Source organism: Aeromonas sp. 600276 (assembly GCF_049175815.1).
Lineage (GTDB): Bacteria > Pseudomonadota > Gammaproteobacteria > Enterobacterales > Aeromonadaceae > Aeromonas > Aeromonas dhakensis.
Genome location: NZ_JAAKVU010000007.1, coordinates 58,736 through 80,346, shown reverse-complemented (window position 1 = coordinate 80,346; position 21,611 = coordinate 58,736). Strand labels below are relative to the sequence as shown.

Annotated in this window: 17 protein-coding genes and 2 tRNA genes; 11 read left to right on the top strand and 8 right to left on the bottom strand. The window is 62.3% G+C overall.

What is annotated here, in order from left to right; genetic code table 11:
* Window positions 1–141 precede the first annotated feature (141 nt).
* The gene (locus tag G5134_RS09020; RefSeq protein WP_421231971.1) at window positions 142–3,924 is read left to right on the top strand and encodes a translocation/assembly module TamB domain-containing protein; all 3,783 of its coding nucleotides are present in this window, start codon (window positions 142–144) and stop codon (window positions 3,922–3,924) included.
* A gap of 128 nt (window positions 3,925–4,052) precedes the next feature.
* On the opposite strand, the gene G5134_RS09015 is transcribed toward G5134_RS09020, so the two are convergent.
* A tRNA-Tyr gene (locus tag G5134_RS09015) sits at window positions 4,053–4,137 on the bottom strand.
* Window positions 4,138–4,189: 52 nt separating this feature from the next.
* Window positions 4,190–4,274: transfer RNA gene (locus tag G5134_RS09010), tRNA-Tyr, on the bottom strand.
* A 125-nt stretch (window positions 4,275–4,399) separates the two neighbouring features.
* Here G5134_RS09010 and G5134_RS09005 point away from each other — a divergent pair.
* Window positions 4,400–4,909 (top strand): VC2046/SO_2500 family protein, encoded by a 510-nt coding sequence (locus tag G5134_RS09005; RefSeq protein WP_042008255.1) that lies wholly within the window; start codon window positions 4,400–4,402, stop codon window positions 4,907–4,909.
* Between the two features lie 66 nt (window positions 4,910–4,975).
* Here the strand turns inward: G5134_RS09005 and hpf are convergent, their stop codons facing one another.
* A complete protein-coding gene (hpf, locus tag G5134_RS09000) occupies window positions 4,976–5,314 on the bottom strand; it encodes a ribosome hibernation-promoting factor, HPF/YfiA family (protein ID WP_010634460.1) in 339 nt (112 codons plus the stop codon).
* Between the two features lie 370 nt (window positions 5,315–5,684).
* Here hpf and G5134_RS08995 point away from each other — a divergent pair, with 370 nt between their 5' ends.
* From G5134_RS08995 to yciA, 5 genes are all read left to right on the top strand, one after another.
* Window positions 5,685–8,177, top strand: a complete 2,493-nt coding sequence (locus G5134_RS08995) for a putative bifunctional diguanylate cyclase/phosphodiesterase (RefSeq protein WP_024942825.1) — start codon at window positions 5,685–5,687, stop codon at window positions 8,175–8,177.
* A gap of 109 nt (window positions 8,178–8,286) precedes the next feature.
* Window positions 8,287–10,203, top strand: coding sequence for a transglycosylase SLT domain-containing protein (locus G5134_RS08990; RefSeq protein WP_065018696.1), 1,917 nt, complete (start codon window positions 8,287–8,289; stop codon window positions 10,201–10,203).
* Between the two features lie 179 nt (window positions 10,204–10,382).
* Complete coding sequence (locus tag G5134_RS08985) at window positions 10,383–11,381, top strand: LacI family DNA-binding transcriptional regulator (protein WP_065018697.1); 999 nt, start codon at window positions 10,383–10,385, stop codon at window positions 11,379–11,381.
* A gap of 258 nt (window positions 11,382–11,639) precedes the next feature.
* Complete coding sequence (locus tag G5134_RS08980; protein WP_065018698.1) at window positions 11,640–12,452, top strand: NAD-dependent epimerase/dehydratase family protein; 813 nt, start codon at window positions 11,640–11,642, stop codon at window positions 12,450–12,452.
* 148 nt (window positions 12,453–12,600) lie between these two features.
* Window positions 12,601–12,999, top strand: coding sequence for an acyl-CoA thioester hydrolase YciA (gene yciA, locus G5134_RS08975; RefSeq protein WP_024942822.1), 399 nt, complete (start codon window positions 12,601–12,603; stop codon window positions 12,997–12,999).
* Between the two features lie 6 nt (window positions 13,000–13,005).
* On the opposite strand, the gene G5134_RS08970 is transcribed toward yciA, so the two are convergent.
* Window positions 13,006–13,230, bottom strand: a complete 225-nt coding sequence (locus G5134_RS08970) for a hypothetical protein (protein ID WP_005299261.1) — start codon at window positions 13,228–13,230, stop codon at window positions 13,006–13,008.
* A 111-nt stretch (window positions 13,231–13,341) separates the two neighbouring features.
* Between G5134_RS08970 and G5134_RS08965 the strand changes: the two genes are divergently transcribed.
* Complete coding sequence (locus G5134_RS08965; protein WP_010634455.1) at window positions 13,342–14,187, top strand: endonuclease/exonuclease/phosphatase family protein; 846 nt, start codon at window positions 13,342–13,344, stop codon at window positions 14,185–14,187.
* 65 nt (window positions 14,188–14,252) lie between these two features.
* Here G5134_RS08965 and G5134_RS08960 read toward each other — a convergent pair whose 3' ends face one another.
* Both G5134_RS08960 and gloB read right to left on the bottom strand, forming a co-directional pair.
* Window positions 14,253–15,800, bottom strand: coding sequence for a lytic transglycosylase (locus G5134_RS08960; protein WP_065018699.1), 1,548 nt, complete (start codon window positions 15,798–15,800; stop codon window positions 14,253–14,255).
* Window positions 15,801–15,870: 70 nt separating this feature from the next.
* Entirely contained in the window at window positions 15,871–16,635 is a 765-nt protein-coding gene (gene gloB / locus G5134_RS08955) for a hydroxyacylglutathione hydrolase (RefSeq protein ID WP_065018700.1), read from the bottom strand.
* A gap of 71 nt (window positions 16,636–16,706) precedes the next feature.
* On the opposite strand from gloB, the gene G5134_RS08950 reads away from it, so the two are divergent.
* Window positions 16,707–17,429, top strand: coding sequence for a methyltransferase domain-containing protein (locus G5134_RS08950; protein WP_010634452.1), 723 nt, complete (start codon window positions 16,707–16,709; stop codon window positions 17,427–17,429).
* 43 nt (window positions 17,430–17,472) lie between these two features.
* Here G5134_RS08950 and rnhA read toward each other — a convergent pair whose 3' ends face one another.
* Window positions 17,473–17,937, bottom strand: a complete 465-nt coding sequence (rnhA, locus tag G5134_RS08945; RefSeq protein WP_005299276.1) for a ribonuclease HI — start codon at window positions 17,935–17,937, stop codon at window positions 17,473–17,475.
* A 52-nt stretch (window positions 17,938–17,989) separates the two neighbouring features.
* Between rnhA and dnaQ the strand changes: the two genes are divergently transcribed.
* Complete coding sequence (gene dnaQ, locus G5134_RS08940; protein WP_005299278.1) at window positions 17,990–18,724, top strand: DNA polymerase III subunit epsilon; 735 nt, start codon at window positions 17,990–17,992, stop codon at window positions 18,722–18,724.
* The gene (locus tag G5134_RS08935; RefSeq protein WP_017786582.1) at window positions 18,721–19,989 is read left to right on the top strand and encodes a TIGR03503 family protein; all 1,269 of its coding nucleotides are present in this window, start codon (window positions 18,721–18,723) and stop codon (window positions 19,987–19,989) included. The genes dnaQ and G5134_RS08935 overlap by 4 nt, the downstream gene beginning before the upstream one ends.
* 94 nt (window positions 19,990–20,083) lie before the next feature.
* Here the strand turns inward: G5134_RS08935 and G5134_RS08930 are convergent, their stop codons facing one another.
* Window positions 20,084–21,601, bottom strand: a complete 1,518-nt coding sequence (locus tag G5134_RS08930) for an HD domain-containing phosphohydrolase (RefSeq protein ID WP_005299285.1) — start codon at window positions 21,599–21,601, stop codon at window positions 20,084–20,086.
* Window positions 21,602–21,611: the final 10 nt, after the last annotated feature.

The following is a 21,611-nucleotide window of genomic DNA, read 5'->3' as shown; positions in this document are numbered from 1 at the left end:
GGGTCTGCATTGTGATCTGGGTAAAACGCATCTTTCTCTGGCCGCTGCGGCTGCGTCTTTCGCGGGGGTCTGCACTGTGATCTGGGTAAAACGTATTTTTCTCTGGCCGCTGCGGCTGCATCTTCCGCGGGGGGCTGCACTGTGATCTGGGTAAAACGCATCTTTCTCTGGCTGATGGGGCTCATCTTCCTGCTGCTCATCGGCGTCAGCCTGCTGGGCTTCACCCATCAGGGCAACAAGTGGCTGTGGCAGCAGGCCAGGGCTGCCCTGCCTTCCCTCAAGGGGGAGCTGGTGGCGGGCCAGCTCGGCTATGGCTGGACCCTGGAAGGGGTCGGCTGGCAGGACGAGCTGGTGGACGTCACTGTGGATCGCGCCGTGCTGGACTGGGATCTGGGCAAATTGCTGCAGGGCAAGCTCTGGATCAAATCCCTTAACGTCACCCACCCTGTGGTCAAGGTGGCCGACTCGGAGCCGGCCCCGGAAGAGCCGTCGGAACCCTTCGTCTGGCATCCGCTGCCCCTGAAAATCCAGGTCGACAGCCTGAAGGTGGCGGATCTCGATGTGACTGTGCCTGGGGTGGGAGTGAGCCTCAAGTCCCTCGACATCGGCGCCACCTTCAGCCGCAAGGGGCTGATCGTGCAGGGGCCCGTGCTGGACGGCCTCAAGGTGACCCTGGCCGAGACGCAGGCCACCGAGGCTGCCAAACCGGCCAATCCCAAGGCGACCCCCAATCCGCAGACAGCGGCCAAGGCTGCCGGTAGCGGGAACAAAGCGGCAAATGCTGGCAAGGCGCAACCGCCCAAGCTGGCGGAGCCCATCGCGCTGCCCGCCATCCGGCTGCCTTTCCCCATCCAGCTGGAAGGCTTGCAGGTCACGGCGTTTCGCTATCAGCAAGGTGAATTGATTGAAGGGCTCGACAAGCTGCTGCTGTCGGCCAGCGCCGAGGGGAGCGACATCGTGCTGCGCGAGCTCTCCCTGCGCCACGCCATGGCGGATCTGGCGCTCAAGGGCAAGATCCAGCTCAAAGACGATTATCCGCTCACCCTGACCCTGGACGCCAAGGCCCGCAAGGGGCTGCTGGATGGCGAGCTGCAGGGGCAGCAGGCCAGCCTGACCCTGGGTGGCTCGGTGGGCAAGCTGGCGTTGGCACTGCAGGCTAAGGGGCCGGTGGCCGCCAACCTCAAGGGTTCTTTGGCGCCCCTCGACCCCGACTTGCCCTTTGATGCTGGGCTGGAGTGGAAGAGCCTGGGTTGGCCGCTGCACAAGCCTGCCAAAGACGAGCCCAGCTACCGGCTGGAGAAGGGCACGCTGAGCGCCAAAGGCAAGCTCTCCGGCTACCAGTTTGCCTTGAATACCGCCGGCAAGGGCACGGACGTGCCCCCCTTCAAGCTGGCGCTGACCGGCAAGGGGGATCTGACGCAGCTGAACCAGATAAACCTGCTGCTCAACGCCCTCAAGGGGGAGCTCAAACTGGACGGCAAGCTCGCCTGGGACAAGGGGGTACGCTGGCAAGGCACCACGGAGTTCAAGGGGATCAACCCGGCCGAGCTGGTGCCCGAGCTCAAGGGGGCGCTGGCGGGCAAGATTGCCAGCCGTTTCGAGCTCGATGAGGCAGGCCACTGGCAACTGCAACTGCCCGAGCTGAAGGTGGACGGCAAGCTCAACCAGTATCCGCTGGCCATCAAGGGCAGCGCGAGCGGCAACGACAAGATGGAGTGGACCATCCCGGCGCTGGCGCTGCAAAGCGGCCCCAACCAGCTGCAGGTCAAGGGCAGCCTGAGCCAGCAGGCGTGGAAGCTGGATGCGGATCTCGATGCCCCCAACCTGGCCGGGCTCTACCCCGGGCTCAAGGGGGACATCAAGGGGCTGGTACGGCTGACCGGCAATCAGCAGGCGCCACGGGTCACCACAGATCTGGCCGCCAGCCGCCTCTATTATGCCGGCACCGATCTGAAGGGGATCGCCATCAAGGGCAATGCCCTGGTCGGCGACAAGCCGGCAGGGGAGGTGGCCCTGACGGTGGCCAGCCTGGTGCAGGGAACGATCAGCCTCAGCCAGCTGGTGCTCAACCTGAACGGCGATCTCAACCAGCACGCCCTGTCGCTCACCATGAAGGGTGACCCGGTGGCGGCCAACCTCAAGCTGAGCGGCGGCCTGCGCGGGGATCGCTGGCGCGGCGCCCTCGGCGAGCTCAAGTTGAAGACGCCGCTGCGGCGCTGGGAGCTGAGCGCACCTTGGGATCTGGATGTGGATCTGCCGCGGCAGCGGCTGACCATGGGGGATCTCTGCCTCGGCTCCCAAGGGGCCAGCCTCTGCGTCAAGGGCAGTCAGGTATCGGCCCAGCAGGGCAGCCTGGAGTTTGCCCTCAACCAGTTCGACCTCAAGCGTCTGCGGCCCTGGCTGCCGGACAACTTCCGCTGGCAGGCGGTGCTCTCCGCCGACGGGCGGGCCAGCTGGCGCGGCAATCAGCCGACCCTGCACGCCACCGTGCGCACCACGCCGGGCAACTTCGTGGCCGACGAGCTCAAGACCGACTATCAGCGCCTCGAGCTCGGGGTGGACTTCGAGCGCCAGCAGGCGGCGATCCGGCTCGACTTTGCCTCCGGGCAGATCGGCAACATCGACACCAAGCTCTATATCCGGGATCCGTCCGGTCGCGGCAATCTCTCCGGCCAGCTCAAGTTTGACGACCTCAAGCTGACCACCTTCGCGCCGCTCATCCCAGAGGTGCGCTCACTGCAGGGGGTCATCTCGGCCGATGCCCGCTTCGACGGCACTCTGGCCTCGCCGCTGCTGTTTGGTCAGCTCAATCTGCTGGATGGGGAAGTACAGACCCACTCCGACATGGTGACCCTCTCCAAGCTGGTGACCCGCCTCAAGATTGAAGGCAACCGGGCCGAGCTGGACGGCACCATGCTGGTGGGCAAGGGGCCGCTGGCGCTGGGGGGCTGGCTGAGCTGGGCACAGTTGCCGGTCACCGGCAGCCTCACCATCGAGGGCAAGGAGCTGGAGGCCCAGTATCCTGGCATGGGCCGGGTGCGAGTCTCCCCGGACATCGCCATCTCGCTGGGAGAGGAGACCCGGATCACCGGCCAGGTGGATATCCCCTGGGCGCGGATCCTGGTCAAGAGCCTGCCCGAGAGCGCGGTGGCGGTGTCGGATGACGTGACCGTGGTCTATGACGATCTGCCACCGGTGCCCAAGGCCGCGCCGCTGCCGATGGAGATCAAGCTGGCCATCCGGCTGGGTGATGACGTGCGGCTGGAGGCGATGGGACTCAAGACCAAGGTGGGGGGCGGCATCAACATTCGCCAGGATCCCTCGCGGCCGCTGGCGGGCAATGGTCAGCTGGTGCTCAACGACGGGCGCTTCAAGGCCTATGGCCAGAACCTCATCATCAAGGATGGCCGCATCCTCTTCTCCGGCCCCCTCGATCAGCCCTACCTCAACATAGAGGCGTATCGGGATCCCGATACCATAGAGGACAAGGTGACGGTGGGGGTGCGGGTGACCGGGCCGGCCAGCAAGCCCAAGATCACCGTCTACTCGGAGCCGCAGATGGCCCAGTCCGAGCAGCTCTCCTACTTGCTGCGCGGCAAGGGGCTGCAGACCAGCGGCGAGGATGGCGGTTTCAACGGCCTGCTGGTGGCGGGCGCAGTCAGCCAGGCCAACGGCGTGGTCTCCAGTCTGGGGGAATCCCTCGGCATGAGCGACGTGGCCCTCGACACCGCCGGCAGTGGTGAGAACACCCAGGTGACCCTGTCGGCCTACCTGCTGCCGGGGCTGCAGTTCCAGTACGGGGTGGGGGTGTTCAGCCCCATCGCCGAGTTCAAGCTGCGCTACGAGCTGATGCCAAGGCTCTATCTGCAGGCCATGAGCGGGGTGGCCCAGGCGGTGGATATCTTCTATCGCTTCACCCTGTAACGGGCGGCAAGAGACAAAAACGGGAGGCGCAGGCCTCCCGTTTTTATGGGGGCGTTGAGGGGGCCGACGAATGAGGTAGGACGCTGAAAAGCGAAAACCCGGCGCGAGGCCGGGTTTTCTTGAATAGATGGTGGAGGGAGAAGGATTCGAACCTTCGAAGGCAGAGCCGTCAGATTTACAGTCTGATCCCTTTGGCCGCTCGGGAACCCCTCCACGGGGCATTGCTGATTTTGCATCACAACCTGGGTCGTGACGGCACTTGAAATGGTGGAGGGAGAAGGATTCGAACCTTCGAAGGCAGAGCCGTCAGATTTACAGTCTGATCCCTTTGGCCACTCGGGAACCCCTCCACAAGTGCGAGGCGCATACTAACAGATCTTCTGCGGTTGTGAACCCCTCGGCGGGATTTTTCCTGCTCAAAGGATTGGATTTGCGGCCGATAAAGGATGAAACCACCGTTTCCAAGAGTTATCCCATGCTACCCAGCGCCGTTCGTGAGCAATGGCTGGTGGACGAAGCCCAGCTCGGGCAACGTCTCAACCAGGATCTCCAGCACGGAGACAGGGCGGACTTTCGTCTGCATCTGGCCCTGCTGACCGATGCGGTGGAAGAGCAGCCCTGGTTTGATCCCAGGCAGCCAGCAAAGGCAGAGAGTCGGGTCTGGCGCAGCCGCTTTGAGCTGCCACCGGCTACCCCATTGCAGGGGAGCGAGGATGATGCCGAGGCAAGCGTGCTCAACGAACGGCTGCAGCAGGGGGGCTCCATGGTGGATGTGCGGCTCTGGCTGGCGCTGCGCTCGCCACCGCTGCTCGGCACCCCGCCTGCGCTGGAGCCGGCCGTCTATGACAACCTCTCGCCGCTTGGGCGCGAGCGTTGGCGAGGCAAGCTGGCGGATCAGCCCAGACGCGAGGATCCCTTGCTGATGCTGCCCGTACTCGATGCGCTCAAGGAGGGGGTGGATGCCGGCCTGCACTGGCTCAGCTGATAGGGCCAAGCAGCAAAAAGGCGGGGAGACCCCGCCTTTTGTATGATGGATGTGTCGTGCCCTGGATCAGGCGTCGGCTTCGTCCGGCAGCGGGACTTCCTTGCCGGCCGCAGCGGCGCGACGGGCGATGGGTTTCTCGGTGTGGCGGTTGATCTGACGCTCCAGTTTTTGCCCCAGTTCGGTGATGGCGGCGTACAAGTCCTCATGTTCTGCCTGGGCAAACAGTTTGCCGTTGGGGATGCCAGCAGTGGCTTCAACGATAAACATCAGACGCTCTTTGGAGACAATCACATGGGGTGTGATAAGAGGCACCTGAAGACGTTCGAGCTTGTCAAAGCGGGATTCAATGCGCTCGCGGATAGCCGGGGTGATCTCGATGATTTTGCTGGTAATTTCGATTTTCATATTGGCCCCCTTCGGGTCGTATTGCTTGTGTCTTCACCTTCAGATTACTCATGGCTGAACATTAAAACGTGATCTGCGTCACCAAATGGTACCTTGCTGCGAAGGGGAGGGGGAAATTGTGATCTTTTCCCGTTCTGCACCAAAAAGCACTTGAGCTCGACGAAACAGGCAGGCAGTATGGGGAAACTTGGATCGTTTCTGTCCCTTCGTGGCAGCGCCGCATGTCGACCTCATGTCCGGTTTTCACCGCTTAGTCTCGCATCTTTCGCACTTCCCCCCGCACCGCCCTTGCCGACGTGCGCGCTGAGAATGTGGGCGCTATCGAGTCGTCAGGGACTTGAACGTGGTTGTTGTGGTGTTGGAGTAGTACATGAAACAGCAAGCCACTCAGATGATGTGGTTTTATGATCGGCAACATGCCCAGTGGAGTCTGTCCGATCATGCCTCCTACCAGCTCTGGCAAGGGGAGGGGCCTCACCCCTGGTTCGGGCAACTGGCGGCAGATGACGAGGCCGGCTTTGCCGACTTTCTCGCCAGACTCTACCACTCCCAGCAACCGGCCCAGTTCATAGGCCACCTCGGCGACGAGAACGGCGAGGTGCGTCACGTGCTCTGGAGCGGCCAGTACGTACCGGCCCAGCAGATGTGCTGTGGCTGGATTGCGCCGCTCGACACCACCCGCAGCACCCAGCTGCCCGCCGATCTCTCCCAGCAACTGCCACTGCTGCAAGACCCTCTGCTGACCCAGCTGGCTCAGGCGCTCTCCGCCCGGACCGGGCTCGATTTCTTCAATACCCTGGTCAGCCAGCTTGCCCACATTCTGGTGGCGGATGCGGTCTGGCTGGCGGAGCGCACCGGCAGCGAGCGGCTCAAGGTGCTGGCCTGTCACGGCATCGACCTCAAGGAGTACGAGCTGGCGGGCATGCCGTGTCAGCAGGTCTACCAGCGCGGCGAGACCTGCATCCTGCCGCTCACCGCCGAGCATCTGCACTGCGCCGGCTTCAAGGCAGGGCAGGGCTACTACGGCCTGCCCCTGTGTGATCGCAACGGCCAGCTGCTGGGGCACCTGGCGCTGCTCTTCTCCGATCAGAGCGCGATCCCCAATCTGGGCTCGGTGCTGACCACCTTCTCCATGCGCATGGTGGCGGAGCTGGAGCGGCTGCAGAGCGACGCCCAGCTGCGCCTCTCGGCGGTGGCCTTCGAAACCCACGAAGGGATCATCATCACCGACCCCGACTTCAAGATCCTGCGAGTCAACCACGCCTTCAGCCAGATCACCGGCTTTGACAGCCAGCGAGTCATCGGCCTGCATCTGGGCAACGATCTCTGGTGCGGGCTGGGGGGGCTTGGCTACGAGCTCGGCAGCCTGAGCCGCTGGCAGGGGGAGACCCAGCGCCTGCACGCGGATGGCTATCCCTATCCGCAGTGGGAAATCGTCACCCCGGTGCAGGATGACAGGGGGGCGATCAGCCACTTCGTCATCTGCTTCGAGGATATCTCCGAGCGCAAGGAGGCGGAGCGCCGCATTCAGGATCTCGCCTACTACGACGAGCTGACCGGCCTGCCCAACCGCCGCCAGCTGCACGAGACCCTGGCCCACGCCTTTGGCGAGGCGAGCCGCGACTATCTGATCGGCGCCCTGCTGTTCATCGATCTCGACCACTTCAAGACCATCAACGACTCCCTCGGCCACGCCACCGGCGACTGGCTGCTCAAGGAGGTGGCCAGCCGGCTCAAGCGGCTGGTACGCCAGGGGGATTGTCTGGCGCGCCTTGGCGGCGACGAGTTTGTGCTGCTGCTGCCCTCCCTCTCGGCCAGTCCTCCCCAGGCGGAGATGCAGGCCGATCTCATCGCCGAGCGGCTCATCAGCGAGATTGCGGCCCCCTACAACCACGCCGGTCAGGTGCTGCACATCGGCGCCAGTGTCGGCATCACCCTCTTCCCCGGCCGTGAGCAGGGGGTGGACGATCTGCTCAAGCAGGCGGACACCGCCATGTATCAGGCCAAGTCGGCCGGTCGCAAGACCCGGCGTTTCTTCGACGCCTCCATGCAGTTGCAGGCGGATCGCCGGCTGCTCATCCACAACGAGCTGCGCAGCGCCCTCAACCAGCAGGAGCTGACCCTCTACTACCAGCCCCAGCACATGGTGGAGGGGGGCGACATCATCGGCGTCGAGGCGCTGATCCGCTGGCAGCCGCCAGGTCGGGCCCTGGTGTCCCCTGCCGAGTTCATCCCCATCGCCGAGGAGACGGACCTTATCGTCGACATCGGCAACTGGGTACTGTATGAGGCCTGCGCCCAGTACGTGCGCTGGGAGGAGAACGGCATCCACATCCCGCAGCTGTCGGTCAACGTCAGTGCCAAACAGTTTCACGCCGCCGATTTTGTCGACCGGATCCACGACGTGCTGGCCTCCACCGGCATGGATCCCGCCAGCCTGAATCTGGAGATCACCGAATCCGTGGTGCTGGGCCACGCGGAAGACACCATCAGCAAGATGAGCGAGCTCAAGGCGCTCGGCATCAGCTTTGCCATCGACGATTTTGGCGCCGGTTACTCCTCCCTGAGCTACCTCAAGCGGCTGCCGGCGGACGAGCTCAAGATCGACCGCTCCTTCATCCAGGACATACCGCGCGATGGCGACAACATGGCCATCGTTGAGGCGGTGATCGCCATGGCGCGTCACATGGGATTCAACGTGACGGCGGAGGGGGTGGAGTCGCGCCAGCAGCTGGAGTTTCTGCAGGCCCAGGGCTGCCACTTCTACCAGGGCTACCTGGCCTCCAAGCCACTGCCGGTGACCTACCTGGAGCGCTATGTGCGGCGCCTCGCCCGCAGTGAAAGCCTCGCCAGCGGCGAGTAAAAATAGTCTCGCCGGCGAGCTGTAGCCCCCGGGGTTAACGGGTAGAATGAGGGAATATGACACCACCGCCAACGGGCGGTGGCATTGCCTCTCAATGGAGACGTCTCTCGTGAAAGCCGTGCAGGGAATCATTTTATCGGCGCTGTGCGTGCCGGGGCTGCTGACGCAGGTGGCGGCGCAGACCCTGGAACAATCTCTCTATCGCCAGGCTTATGACGCGGTGCGGGCCGACGATCAGGCCCGTTTTCAGCAAATTCGTGCCCGTTTGACCCATTATCCGCTGCTGCCCTATCTCGATTACTACCAGCTGGCCTTCCGGCCCGGGGCGGCGGACTATGACGACGTGACCCGCTTCATCCGCGAGCACGGCGACACCCCCCAATCCAACCGGCTGGAGCGCAGCTACCTCACCTATCTGGCCCAGAGCCAGCAGTGGTCCCAGTTCCTGCGCTTCTACCCGGCCAAGCCGAACTCCACCGATCTGCTCTGCATGCACTATCAGGCGCGCTACTACACAGGTCAGCAGAGCCAGGCGCTGCAGGAGGCGGGCAAGCTCTGGCTGAGCGGCCAGTCCCGTCCCGATGCCTGCGATCCCCTGTTCCAGCTCTGGCAGCAGGCGGGCTTGCGCACCCAGGAGAAGATCTGGACCCGCATGACCTTGGCCTTCGAGGCGGAGAACCCGAACCTCATCCGCCACCTCGGCGCCCAGCTCGGTAGCGGCATGAAGGCCTATGGGGATCAGATGATCACCCTGTTCGAGCAGCCCGCCAAGGCGATGAACACGACCTATTTCACTAACGCAGCCCCTTCCCGGAAGTTGCTGCTGCTGGGATTGGCCCGCTATGCCAACCAGCAGCCGGAGGCGGTGCTGGGGCAGCTCGGCTATCTGCGCTCGCGTTTTGCACTGAGCGCGGCCGAGCTCAAACCGGTAGAACGGGCAGTGGCCAGACGGCTGCTGCTGGATCGCTCCACTGCCCAGCGCAGCTGGCTGGATGCCACCGTAGTGCGCCAGGCCGACCCGGATCTGCTGGAGCTGCGGGCCCGGCTCGCCATCTGGGAGCAGGACTGGAAAGGGCTCTCCGGCTGGGTCAAGCGCATGCCCATGGGGCTGCAGAAGGAGGATCGCTGGCGCTACTGGCTGGCGCGCTCGCTGGAGGTGCAGGGCCAGCAGAAACCGGCGCGGGATCTTTATCTGGAGACCGCCAATCTGCGCGGTTTCTACGGCTTCATGGCGGCGCAGCGCACCGGCGTGCCCTATCGGATGAAGAACCAGAGCGTGGCGCACAAGGTGCCGGACTGGCGCACCGCCAGCCGCCGCTGGCCCTTCCTGCTGCGGGTGCGCGAGTTGCTCGACATGAACGAGATCACGGCGGCGCGGGCGGAGTGGATCCACAACATGGATCGCAACCCGGTGGCTCAGCGCCTCGAGTTTGGTCACATCGCCCTCAATCAGGGCTGGCACGAGCTGGCCATTCTGGCCAGCATCCGGGCCGAGGCCTGGGATGCCCTCGACTTGCGCTTCCCGCTGCCGCTCAAGCACACCTTCTCCCAGATGGCGCAGGAGCGAACCATGAACACCAGTCTGCTCTACGCCATCTCCCGCCAGGAGAGCGCCCTCTACCCGCTGGCGCAGTCGCCGGTGGGGGCGAGGGGGCTGATGCAGCTGATGCCGACCACCGCCAAGGAGACGGCCAGCAAGCTGGGGGTGCCCTATCGCAACGAGCAGCAGCTGTTTGATCCCGCCATGAACATCCGCCTTGGCAGCGCCTATCTCAAGCGGCTGCTGGATGTGTATGACGGCAACCGGATCCTGGCGGCGGCGGCCTACAACGCCGGCCCCGGCCGGGTCAAACGCTGGCGCGATCAGAGTGCGGACAAGCCGATGGATGTCTGGGTCGAGAGCATTCCCTACAAGGAGACGCGCAACTATGTGCAGAACGTGCTGTCGTTCGACCTCATCTATCAGCACAAGCTGCAGCAGCCGCTGCGCTTCATGTCCGAGCGCGAGCTGAGTCACGCTTATTGAGACGGCTGCCGCCCTGGCGGCAGCCGGATTCCCATTCCTTCCCCAAAATGGTTATTATCCCATAAGGTTTTGTTACAAAAGGAAACCTGCCAGGTGATCGGGCGCCCTCTCTTGGTCTGGCAGGTTCGTTATAATCGCCCGTTCAACACAGACAGGCTTCCCCAACAAAGGAATTGATAGTGGCAACGATTAAAGACGTTTCCCGGTTGGCTAATGTGTCCATTTCAACTGTGTCGCGAGTCATCAACAACACGGCGCAGGTGGCACCAGAAAAGCGTGAGGCCGTATTGGCGGCCATGAAGGAACTGAATTTTCGTCCCAACAGTTTTGCCCAGGCGTTGGTCAGCAAGCGCTCCAACTGCATCGGTGTGCTGGTGGGGGATCTGTGTGGTGGCCCCTTCTTCGCCCAGATGATGCGCGGCATCGAGAGCGTGGTGGACAAGGCGGACAAGTTCACCATCGTTATGTCCGGCAATCACGACGAGGTGCGCGAGCGCCACGCCATCCAGGCGCTGCTGCAGCGCCAGTGCGATGCGCTTATCCTGCACAGCAAGGCGCTGCCCGACCAGGAGCTGAGCGAGCTGGTGGCGGGCAGCACCCCGGTGGTCTTCATCAACCGCCAGGTGCCGGGCGCCGAAGATCGCTGTGTCTGGCTGGACAACCAGGCCGGCATCACCACCGCCTGCCAGCACCTGCTGGATGCAGGCCATCGCAAGATTGCCTTCGTTACCTCGGACGATGAAGAGTTCGTCGATGGCCAGCAGCGGATGGCCGGGTATCACCATGCCCTGCAGCGGGCCGGCATCGCGATCGATCCTGCTCTCATCGGCCGCGCCTTTGCCGACGAGAACGGCGGCTACGTGGCGATGGGCGAGCTGCTGGATCGGGGCGTCGAGTTTACCGCCGTGCTCGGTTTCAACGACGCCATGGTGGCAGGGGCCATCTCCTGCTTGCTGGAGCGGGGATACAAGATCCCGCAGCAGATTTCGGTGGTGGGCTTCGATGACATTCCCTATGCCCGCTACATCTATCCCAAGCTCACCACGGTGCGCTACCCCATCGAGGAGATGGGCGGTCGGGCCGCCGAGCTGGCGCTGAGCCTGCTGGATCACAAGCCGGCCGAGGGGTTGGAGCTCAAGTTCGAGGCCGAGTTGGTGAGACGGGAATCCGTCGCCTGAGTGGCCGACATTGGCCCTGAACGGGCCAATGTCGCTCCGGTATTTTGTAGAAAAATTGAAAGCGTTTTCAGAAATCCTTTTCAACTGTGATCCGCTTCAAAGCTTTTTGGACTGCCTGCCACTAGCATAGGCCCCACGAATTAGGAGCCTGCGCTCCCGATTTTCCCGCTGTGGGAGGTAACTGGTTAATCCAGCTATTTCCTTCGTTACTTTCGACGGTCATCATGGATGGCCGTTTTTTTTTGCCAGGATTTTGTCATGACAACAGAGCGTGAATACCAGACCGGGATCGTGGGGGCAGGTTGGCTGGGACTGCCGCTAGCCCGGGCGCTGCAGGCCGAGGGCCGCCAGGTGGCGGTGACGGTCAGCTCGGCCGAAAAAGCCGCGCAGCTGACAGCAGAGGGGGTGAAGGCCTGGCCGCTGCAACTGGGTACCGGGCTGGCGGCCCTGCCGTTTCGTTGCCGCGAGCTGGTGATCTGCGTGCCGCCGAGCAAGGTCGAGGATTACCCGACCGCCATCGCGCGGGTGGCCGAGTTGGCGCAGAGCGCCGGCGTGCAGCGTTTGCTGTTCGTGAGCGCTACCTCGGTCTGGGGGCCGGGGCAGGGGGAGGATGAACACCCCATGCCTGCCCACGAACGCGGAATGCGGATGCTGGCCGCCGAGCAGGCGGCGATGGGGGCCGGCATTGCATGCTCCATGGTGCTGCGCCCGGCCGGGCTCTACGGGCCAGAGCGCCATCCCGGCCGTTTCCTGGCGGGCAAGACCCTGGAGGGGGGCGGCCAGGCGGTGAACCTGGTGCATCTGGATGATGTGGTGGCCGCCTGCCTGCTGCTGCTGAAACAGGGCAAGGATGGGGATGCCTACAACCTGAGTGCGCCAGTGCACCCGCGCCGGGAGCAGTTCTATCCCTTTGCCGCGCGCCAGCTTGGCCTGCCGGCCCCGAACTTCATCGAGCCGGTCGGCCGGTTTGCTCCCGTCGAGGGGCAGCGCATCTGCGAGCAGCACGGGTTTGTCTATCGCTGGCCCGATCCGGCGCACTGGTTTGCCGAGCTGGCAGCCCAGGGTCACTAAGCATACAGCCCGGTGCTATGCGTGGGTATGGCGGTGGGGCACAGGCGGCTCCGCTCCTTGGTCGGGCCTGCCGTTTGACGGGCAATTGAGGTTTGCCAAGGGGGAGCTCGCCCCCTATCATGCCGCCATCCATATAGAGAGAGCGGTAATGATGGTAGATACAAGACGTCACCCCGATGGGGAACTGTTGCTGAGAACCCTGGCAATGCCAGCCGATACCAACCCCAATGGCGATATCTTCGGGGGCTGGATCATGTCCCAGATGGATATAGGTGGGGGCATCATGGCCAAGGAGCTGGCAAAAGGACGTATTTGTACCGTATCCGTCGAGGGCATGACCTTTCACAGCCCGGTCAAGGTGGGCGACGTGGTGTGCTGCTACGGGCGCTGTCTGAAGATTGGCCGCAGTTCCATGCGACTGAAGCTGGAGGTGTGGGTCAAGCCGGTGCTGCGTGAAAACGAAGCCCAGCGCTACTGCGTCACCGAGGGGATCTTCACCTATGTCGCCATCGACGAACAGGGAAAATCCCGCCCGGTACCGGTCTGATCCGGGTCAGATAAGCCGGGCGTTGATGATGGATATTTCCTGCTCAAACCCGGTTTTTTGCCGTATCATGCGTTCCAACATCTCTTCCGAGCCGACGCACTGCTGGGTGTCGAACAGGCAGAGGTCGCACTGGGGATCCCGTCTGATCTGATAGACGGTGGAAAGCTCCACTTGATGACAATTTCCTTGTTGATCATAAAACGTCACGCGGTACTGGTGCTGTCTCGCCATCGTTGAATTCCTTCTGGATGAGCCGGGCCGGACACGAGTTATGAGCCTAGTCGGCAGCGATGATGTTTGGGATGGTCATGACACAATGCAGAGGCAGGTGGTTGTTAGCCAATGAAAAATAGTTATCGCATTCTGGGTACCTCGCTGCTGACGTTGGGACTGGTCGGCTGTTTCGAGGTGCCGGATCAGGATCACCTGGTCACGGCGCAGGGTATCATCCCCGGCGCCAGCTGCCAGAAGCCGCCGCTGGTGGCGCTGGCTTCCACCGCCTTGCCCCGCGAGTTTGGCATTACCGTCTGGAATCTCTACAAGGGTCAGCGCAAAAACTGGCGCGAGGGACTGGACGAGTATGCCAAGGCCCAGGATCTGGTGCTGTTGCAGGAGTCGGCGACCCGCCCCGAGATGCTGGCGTGGCTCAAGGCCGGTGATTTCCAGTGGCAGCAATTGCAAGCCTTTACTCAGGGCGGCGTCTCCTTCGGTGTGATGACGGTGGCCAAGACGCCGCAGGCGTTCGTGTGCGGCGTGCGCTCGCCCGAGCCGCTGCTGCGCATCCCCAAATCCGGTCTGGTCAGCCTCTACCCGTTGCAGGGGGATCCTGACGGTGTGCTGGTGGTCAACCTGCATGCGGTCAACTTCGAGCTGGGGATGGCGACCTTTCGCGAGCAGATCAACGATCTGACCGCTCTCATTCATCGTCACCAGGGGCCTGTCATTCTGGCCGGGGATTTCAATACCTGGAGCGACAAGCGGGAGTTCTGGCTGAAGCGGCTGGTAAGCGATCTGGGGCTGCAGGAAGCGATCCCGATGCCGGATCTGCGCCGGACCGCCTTCGGTCGGCCGCTCGATCACCTCTACTACCGCAATCTGGATCTGGTGGAAGTGAGCAGCCCGGCGACCGATGCCTCGGATCACAATCCCATCGTGGCCCGTTTCGCGGCCCAGGCCATCACCCCCTGAGCCCTGCTCCAGATAAAAAAATACCCCGCATCAGGCGGGGTATTTTTTTATGAAGTGATGAACGATCAGCTGTTGTTCTTCACGAACAGGGTCAGCTCCTGACCCGGTTTGAGGTAATCGCTCTTGCCCAGCTGATTCCAGCGCATCACGTCCATCACGGCGACCTGAAAGCGGGCCGCGATGGAGGAGAGGGAATCGCCGCGGCGCACCTGATAGACCATGGACTTGTTGCCACCCTTGCCCTGCTTGGGCCAGACCACCAGCTTCATGCCCGGTTTCAGGGCCGATTTGGCGTTGAGACCGTTCCACTTGGCCAGCTCGTCATGGGTCACCCCGTGTGCCTGGCTGATGCTCCACAGATTGTCGCCGGCCCGTACCTTGTACTGGATCTTGCCGCTGCCACGGCTGACGAGTTGCTGTGGCTTGCTCTGGACGTTCTGGCTGACCACCGGCTTGCTGCCGCTGGTCGGGATCATCAGGGTCTGACCACGGCGCAGGTTGTTGCTGCGCAGGTTGTTGGCCAGCTTGATCTGCTGCACACTCACCCCGTGATTCTGGGCGATGCGGGAGAGGGTGTCGCCACTGGTAACCTGATAGGAGCGGGTGCGGATGCGCTCGCTCTGCGGCAGGTCGGCCAGGGCCAGCTCCAGGGTATCGGCATATTCAACCGGTACCAGCAGGCGATAGGGGCCCTTGGGCGAGGTCGACCAGCGAGTCAGCGCCGGATTGACCTCTTTCAGCTGGGCCGGGCGCAGGCCCGCCAGCTGGGCCGCCACGTTCAGATCGATCTGACCCCCCGTGTTGACCACCCGCAGTTGCGGTTTGTTGGCCAGCACCGGCAGGGTGACATTGTACTTGTCCGCATTGCGGATCATGTCAGCCATGGCCAGGATCTTGGGCACGTACATCCGGGTCTCGCGGGGCAGATCGAGCGACCAGTAGTCGGTCGGTCGGCCAGCCTTCTGATTGCGGATGATGGCGTTGCGCACCCGTCCTTCACCAGCATTGTAGGCGGCCAGCGTCTGCAGCCAGTCGCCGTCGAAGAAACGGTTCAGGTACTCCAGATAATCCAGCGCGGCATTGGTGGAGGCCAGTACATCGCGGCGGCCGTCGTACCAGTTGTCGTGGCGCAGGCCGAAGTTCTTGCCGGTCGCAGGAACGAACTGCCACAGACCCACCGCATTGCTGCGGGAACGGGCGTGGGGATCGAACATGCTCTCGATCATGGGAATGGTAATAAGCTCCATTGGCAGCTCACGCCGTTCGATTTCCTCTACCATCAGATACAGGTAGGGCTCAGCCCGGCTGGCAATGGTCGCCAGATGCTTATCATTGCGCAACAACCAATCACGCTGCTGGCGGACACGGTCGTTCTCCTGCGGATCAAACTGCATATCATCGCTGATACGCACCCACAGGTTATCGGTGTCATCCAGTTCGTCGATCTGTTCGTCACCGAACAGGAAGCGCGCAGAATGTTTTTTATACGCTTTTTTGTTGACTTGGGGGGACTTGATCGGCTCGATTGCCGTTAGCGCCCGGTCATCCTGATGGCTCAGGTTTTGGCAGCCGCTGAGAAACAGCGCCGCCAATAAGGCCGTTCGTACCTTCATCTCGCTCAGGTCATCTTTGGGAAAAACAGCTCGCATCATAAGGGGCAATGGCCCCCTGATCAAGGTTTGTTCAAAAAACATCCTTCCATTGGCGCAGGATCGTGAAGGTATCTACCGGATTTTCCACGCATTTCAGAGCATGTTTCTCAGCAGAAAATTTCACGGAATCCAGTTCGCAACGCAGAAAAACATTGAAGCGCTTCTCATCCCCCAGCCGTGAGGGGAGACTCGGCAGGCCCTGCTGGCGCAGCTTGCTGATCAGCCCGATCTGTTGCTGGATCGCCTGGTTGTCGGGCTCGACAGCGTGGGCGAAGCGCAGGTTGGAGAGGGTGTACTCGTGGGCACAATAAATGAGGGTGTCATCGGGCAGGGCGGCGAGGCGCTGCAACGATCCGAACATCTGGGCCGGGGTCCCTTCGAACAGGCGGCCGCAGCCGGCACTGAAGAGGGTGTCGCCACAAAACAGCATGCCGTGACCGTGGTAGGCGATGTGACCGTGGGTGTGACCGGGCACGTGGATCACCTCGAGGCTCAGGCCGTGCCAGTTGATCTGATCCCCGTCATCGAGCCACTGGCCGTGGTGCGCCGGCATGGGGTCAAGCTTGGGGCCATAGAGGCGGGCATGGGGAAAATGTTCCAGCAACTCGCCCACGCCGCCCACATGGTCGTGATGGTGGTGGGTGAGCAGGATGGCATCCAGTTGCAGCTCCAGCACGGCCAGCCGTTCCAGCACGGGAGCGGCCTCGCCCGGATCGACGACCAGGCAGTGATTTTCGTGTCGGATCAACCAGATGTAGTTGTCGTTAAAGGCTGGAACTGTGATCACTGGATACATGAGTCTGCTTCTCTTTATGGAGGGTATCTTATATAACTGGATGGCGTTCGAACCCCAAGTTGAGCCCTATTATGCAGGTGGCACGTACCGAACAACAAATCGAGATCCCGACCAGTTGGTCGGCACTGCCCATGGGGGACTGGGTAGCGGCCGAGATCCAGGAGCGACTCGACAGCTGGTGCCCGCATCTGTTTGGTTATCATCTGCTGAAGGTCGGCGCGCTGAGCGCCGAGCTCTCCTGCGGTTGCTCCTCCATTCGCCACCAGATAGGGGTCGCCCCTGGCGGCCGCCTGCTGGATCTCAAGGGGGATCCGCTGGCCCTGCCGGTGCGCACCGGCAGCGTGGATGCCTGCCTGCTGGCCCACTGTCTCGATTTTTCACCCGACCCGCACCAGGTGCTGCGAGAGGCGGAGCGGGTACTGACCGACGATGGCTGGCTCATCGTCAGCGGCTACAATCCGCTCAGTCTGGTCGGCATCGGCCACTGTCTGCCTTTCCTGCGTCAACATCTGCCTTGGTCCGCCCGCATGTTCACCCCGGCACGGGTCACCGACTGGTTGCAGCTGCTTGGCTGCGAGGTGATGTTTGACGAGCGCTTCGGCTATTCGTTCATGGGCAGGCAGAGCCGGATCGGCTGGTGGCGGGAGAGTGTGGGGCGGGATTACTGTCGGCCGTTTGCGTCTGTCTACGTGATAGCGGCGCGCAAACGGCGCTTCCCCCTGACACCGGTGCGCCGTCGCTGGCGTCTGCCGGGTTCCATCGCCACGCCGGGGATGGCGCGCCAGGGCGGCTAGTCGTCAGCCGCCGATCAGGCTCATGTGCCAGAGGGGAAGGCGGTCAGGGTTGATAGCCGGTATCTTCGGCCAGCTGTTTGCCGCTGGCGGCCTCGCGGGCCAGCTCATCGCAGCGCTCGTTCTCCGGGTGTCCGGAGTGCCCCTTGACCCAGAGCCACTCGATCTGGTGGCGACTGACTTCCGCATCCAGCGCTTTCCAGAGATCGACGTTTTTGACCGGTTGACGGTTGGCGGTCATCCATCCTTTCTTCTTCCAGCCGATGATCCACTGGGTGATCCCCTGGCGCACATACTGGCTGTCGGTGGTGAGGCGCACCTGGCAGGGCTCGTTCAGGGTGCGCAGCCCCATGATGGCGGCCATCAGCTCCATCCGGTTATTGGTGGTGAGGCGAAAGCCGGCGGCGATCTCCTTGCGATGCTTGCCATAGACCATGACGGCACCATAACCACCCGGGCCCGGGTTGCCGAGGCAGGAACCATCCGTATACAAATCAATCTGTTTTAACATGAGGCTTGGGGTAAACTAGCGGGTAAAGCCGAAGTTTGACATAGATTGGATCATGAGCACACCCCAACTGAATCGCCAGATCATTCTGGATACTGAAACCACTGGTATGAACACGGCCGGTGGCCCCGTCTATCTGGGACACCGGATCATCGAGATCGGCTGTGTGGAGGTGATCAACCGCAAGCTGACCGGGAACCACTTCCACGTCTACATCAAGCCGGACCGGCTGGTGGACCCGGAAGCCATCCAGGTGCACGGCATCACCGACGAGTTTTTGCGTGACAAGCCGTCGTTCAGCCAGATTGCCGACGAGTTCATCGAGTTTATCCGCGGCGCCGAGCTGATTGCCCACAACGCGCCGTTTGACGTGAGCTTCATGGACTATGAGTTCAGCAAGCTCGGCCTCAACTTCAAGACCGCCGACATCTGCGGCATCACGGATACCCTGGCGATGGCGCGGGACCTGTTCCCGGGCAAGCGCAACAACCTGGACGTGCTGTGCGATCGCTACGGTATCGACAACTCGCACCGTACCCTGCACGGGGCCTTGCTCGATGCGGAGATCCTGGCAGACGTCTACCTGTTGATGACGGGTGGCCAGACCAAACTGAACCTGGCCACCGAGAGCAACGAGAATGAAAGCAACCAGGACACCAGTATCCGGCGGCTGGAGAGCAACCGTCCGCCGCTCAAGGTGATCCGGGCCAGCGCCGAGGTTGAGGCGGTGCACGAGGCGCGGCTGGATCTGGTGCAGAAGAAGGGAGGAGCCTGCCTGTGGCGGCAATGAGCAAGCTATGGGGCGGCCTGCTGCTGCTGGCCTCGCTGACGGCTGGGGCCAACGAGGTATTTGCCCCCTCCGACATCCCCCTGCTCGATAATCGCTTTCGCATCGATTACGGGGTGAAGGAGATCACCTTCATCGTGACGCGCAAGCCGGGCACCCCGTCGGTGATCCTGGTGCGGCCCGATGGCAGCAAGCTCTATGTGAGCAAGGTGACGCCGCCTGATGTGGGCTGGCTGGCCCTCAAGGATCAGGATCTCATCACCATTCGCAACCCCATGCCGGGCCCCTGGCAGGCCATTGGCGAGGTGGACCCCGACAACCGGGTGCGCCTGCTGTCGAACATCAAGCTGGAAACCGATCTGTTGCCGACCCAGCTTTATCAGGGGGAGAAGGTCAAGCTCAAATCCTGGCTGCTGATCGACGACGCGCCCCCCAAGGATGGTTACTACCTGTCCGATCTCGGCATGACGGTACGGCTGCAGCGTTTCAATGACGCCAAGCCGGAGGGGGAGCCGGTGGTCGATGAGGTGCTCGGTCACTATCGTGACGATGGCAAGGGGCTCGACGAGGTGCCAGGCGACGGCATCATGACCGCCGAGGCGGTGCTGGATGTGCCAGCCGGGAAATACCGGGCCATGTACAGCACAGGCAATCAGGTCTTCTCCCGTGCCCGCTATCAGGATGTGCTGATCTATCCGCTACCTGTCAGTTACTCCCTGTCGCCTCCCTCCCAGGAGTTCGGGGCCAAGCTCTCCTTCCTGATTGACGTGGATGAACTGGATCCCGCTTCCGTGGTGATCCAGGGCAAGGCGACCAGCACGGTCGGGACCAGCATGCCGTTCAATGCGGTGGCCACCGAACCCAAGGTGGAGGTGGATCTCTCCGCCATCAAGGAAGTCGGCCAATATGAGGTGACGGCCACCCTGTTTGGCACAACCCGGCTGGGCCGCGAAATTCAGGTGAGCCTGCCAGTCAAATCCTTCAATATCTTCCCGGTGCTGGCAACGCCCCCATCGGCCGCCTCTGCCGCGTCAGAAGCCTCGGCGGCAATTCCGAGCCAGGTCAAGTTCGAGGAAAAGGAGAGCGGCGGCTGGCTGGTCTGGCTGCTGGGTGGCGCTGGCATATTGTTGCTGCTTCTGCTCGGCGGCGTGGGCTTCATCGTGCTGCAAAAGCGGCGGGCGCTGAAAAAAGCCATGGCATCGCAAAAAGCCGAGAGCGAGAGCGCCAAGCCGGAGGCCAAGCTGGATCTCAACCTGCCCGAACAATAGGTGAGGGGAATGCTGCAAGCAGCAAAAAGCCGCCTGTCAGGGCGGCTTTTTCTATATGTGCAGATTATTGGGGTGGTTGAACAACCCATCCAGCTCAATGTTCCCCGACGTAGATATCCTTGTGCTGTTCGCGGATCTCGAGGAATTTATCGAGGTTGGCTAGCATCAGCTCCACCAGCTGGGGGTCGAAGTGCTGGCCTTTCTCCTCCTGGATCAGCGCCAGTACCTTGTCCAGCGGCCAGGCCTTCTTGTAGCAGCGATCCGAGCCGAGCGCATCGAACACGTCGGCCAGCGCCACCACCCGCCCTTCCAGCGGAATGGCATCGCCCTTGAGGCCACGGGGATAGCCGCTGCCGTTCCACTTTTCGTGGTGGTTGCCGGCGATGGTGGCACCAATCTGGAACAGCGCCAGATCGCTACCGGAGAGCATGTCCTGCCCCAGCTGGGCGTGGGTCTTCATGATCTCCCACTCCTCAGGGGTCAACTTGCCCGGTTTGTGCAGGATGGCATCCGGAATGCCCACCTTGCCGATGTCGTGCAGCGGAGAGGCACGCTTGATGAGCTCGCTCTGCTCCTCGCTCATGCCCAGCAACTGGCAGAACAGCTCGGTATAGAGGGCGACCCGCTTGACGTGCAGGCCGGACTCCTTGGAGCGGGTCTCCACCAGTTCGCCGATGCGGTAGATGATTTCGCGCTGGTTGTCGGCGATGACCTCGTTGAGTCGGATGTTCTCCAGCGCCACTATGATGTTTTCGGTGAACAGGCTGAGCAGGCCCGTATCCATCTGGCTGAGCTGGCGAGTGGTCTCGATGTGAAACAGCAGATGATGGCGGGGGTTCTGGCAGTAGAGCACCATCTGGTTGCCGTCATAGACGTTGGCGCGATTGTTCATGGCTTGACGCAGGATGACGGGAGCATCGGCCAGACGCAGCGACGGATGGCCCGGCAGCAAGGGTTCCAGGATCTGATCCCGTACCTCGTAGGCATACTGCTTCACATCATAGATATGTGAATCTTCCAGATTGAGCAGGGCACTGAGCTGCTCCTGGGCCCCTTCGACAAACTGCCGCAGTGCCCGCTTTTCGAAGATCCCCTTGGAGGCCTCGATGACCTTTTCCAACCCCTGGCGGTTGCTCTCGAGGGTACGGATGTCGCGATAGGAGCGCAGGCTGGCTCGCAGCAGGGTGCGCAGCTTCTGTGAGGTGAGCTCGGTCTTGTCCTTGTAGTCGTTGATGTCGTAGTTGCTGACCACGTCATCTTCCGGGGCCTGGCCCGGCTGACCGGTACGCAGCACGATGCGCACCATCTTGTTTTGCAGATCCTCGCGCACGAATTTGACCACATCAAGACCGGCGTGATCGACCTCCATGACCACGTCCAGCAGCAACAAGGCCACGTCCGGGGTCTTGGCGAGCAGCTCCTTGGCTTGAGCGGCTGAATAAGCATGCAAAAATTCAATGGGTCTATTATCGAATTCAAACTTGCTCAGGGTGATCTTGGTGATGCGATGCACTTCGGGCTCATCGTCCACAATCATCACCTTCCATCCAGCCTGCTGGTCGTCGAGAAGGGGCAGATCGTCATCGTCAATAATCAGGATTTGGTCATCCATCATGCAATCC

Bases quoted from the DNA above. Each gene is read 5' to 3' on its own strand.
- G5134_RS08995 (WP_024942825.1), top strand. From the start codon at position 5,685: ATGAAACAGCAAGCCACTCAGATGATGTGGTTTTATGATCGGCAACAT.
- gloB (WP_065018700.1), bottom strand. From the start codon at position 16,635: ATGTATCCAGTGATCACAGTTCCAGCCTTTAACGACAACTACATCTGG.
- yciA (WP_024942822.1), top strand. From the start codon at position 12,601: ATGATGGTAGATACAAGACGTCACCCCGATGGGGAACTGTTGCTGAGA.
- rnhA (WP_005299276.1), bottom strand. From the start codon at position 17,937: ATGTTAAAACAGATTGATTTGTATACGGATGGTTCCTGCCTCGGCAAC.
- G5134_RS08960 (WP_065018699.1), bottom strand. From the start codon at position 15,800: ATGAAGGTACGAACGGCCTTATTGGCGGCGCTGTTTCTCAGCGGCTGC.
- G5134_RS08930 (WP_005299285.1), bottom strand. From the start codon at position 21,601: ATGGATGACCAAATCCTGATTATTGACGATGACGATCTGCCCCTTCTC.
- dnaQ (WP_005299278.1), top strand. From the start codon at position 17,990: ATGAGCACACCCCAACTGAATCGCCAGATCATTCTGGATACTGAAACC.
- G5134_RS08980 (WP_065018698.1), top strand. From the start codon at position 11,640: ATGACAACAGAGCGTGAATACCAGACCGGGATCGTGGGGGCAGGTTGG.
- G5134_RS08950 (WP_010634452.1), top strand. From the start codon at position 16,707: ATGCAGGTGGCACGTACCGAACAACAAATCGAGATCCCGACCAGTTGG.
- G5134_RS09005 (WP_042008255.1), top strand. From the start codon at position 4,400: ATGCTACCCAGCGCCGTTCGTGAGCAATGGCTGGTGGACGAAGCCCAG.
- G5134_RS08965 (WP_010634455.1), top strand. From the start codon at position 13,342: ATGAAAAATAGTTATCGCATTCTGGGTACCTCGCTGCTGACGTTGGGA.
- G5134_RS08970 (WP_005299261.1), bottom strand. From the start codon at position 13,230: ATGGCGAGACAGCACCAGTACCGCGTGACGTTTTATGATCAACAAGGA.
- hpf (WP_010634460.1), bottom strand. From the start codon at position 5,314: ATGAAAATCGAAATTACCAGCAAAATCATCGAGATCACCCCGGCTATC.
- G5134_RS08935 (WP_017786582.1), top strand. From the start codon at position 18,721: ATGAGCAAGCTATGGGGCGGCCTGCTGCTGCTGGCCTCGCTGACGGCT.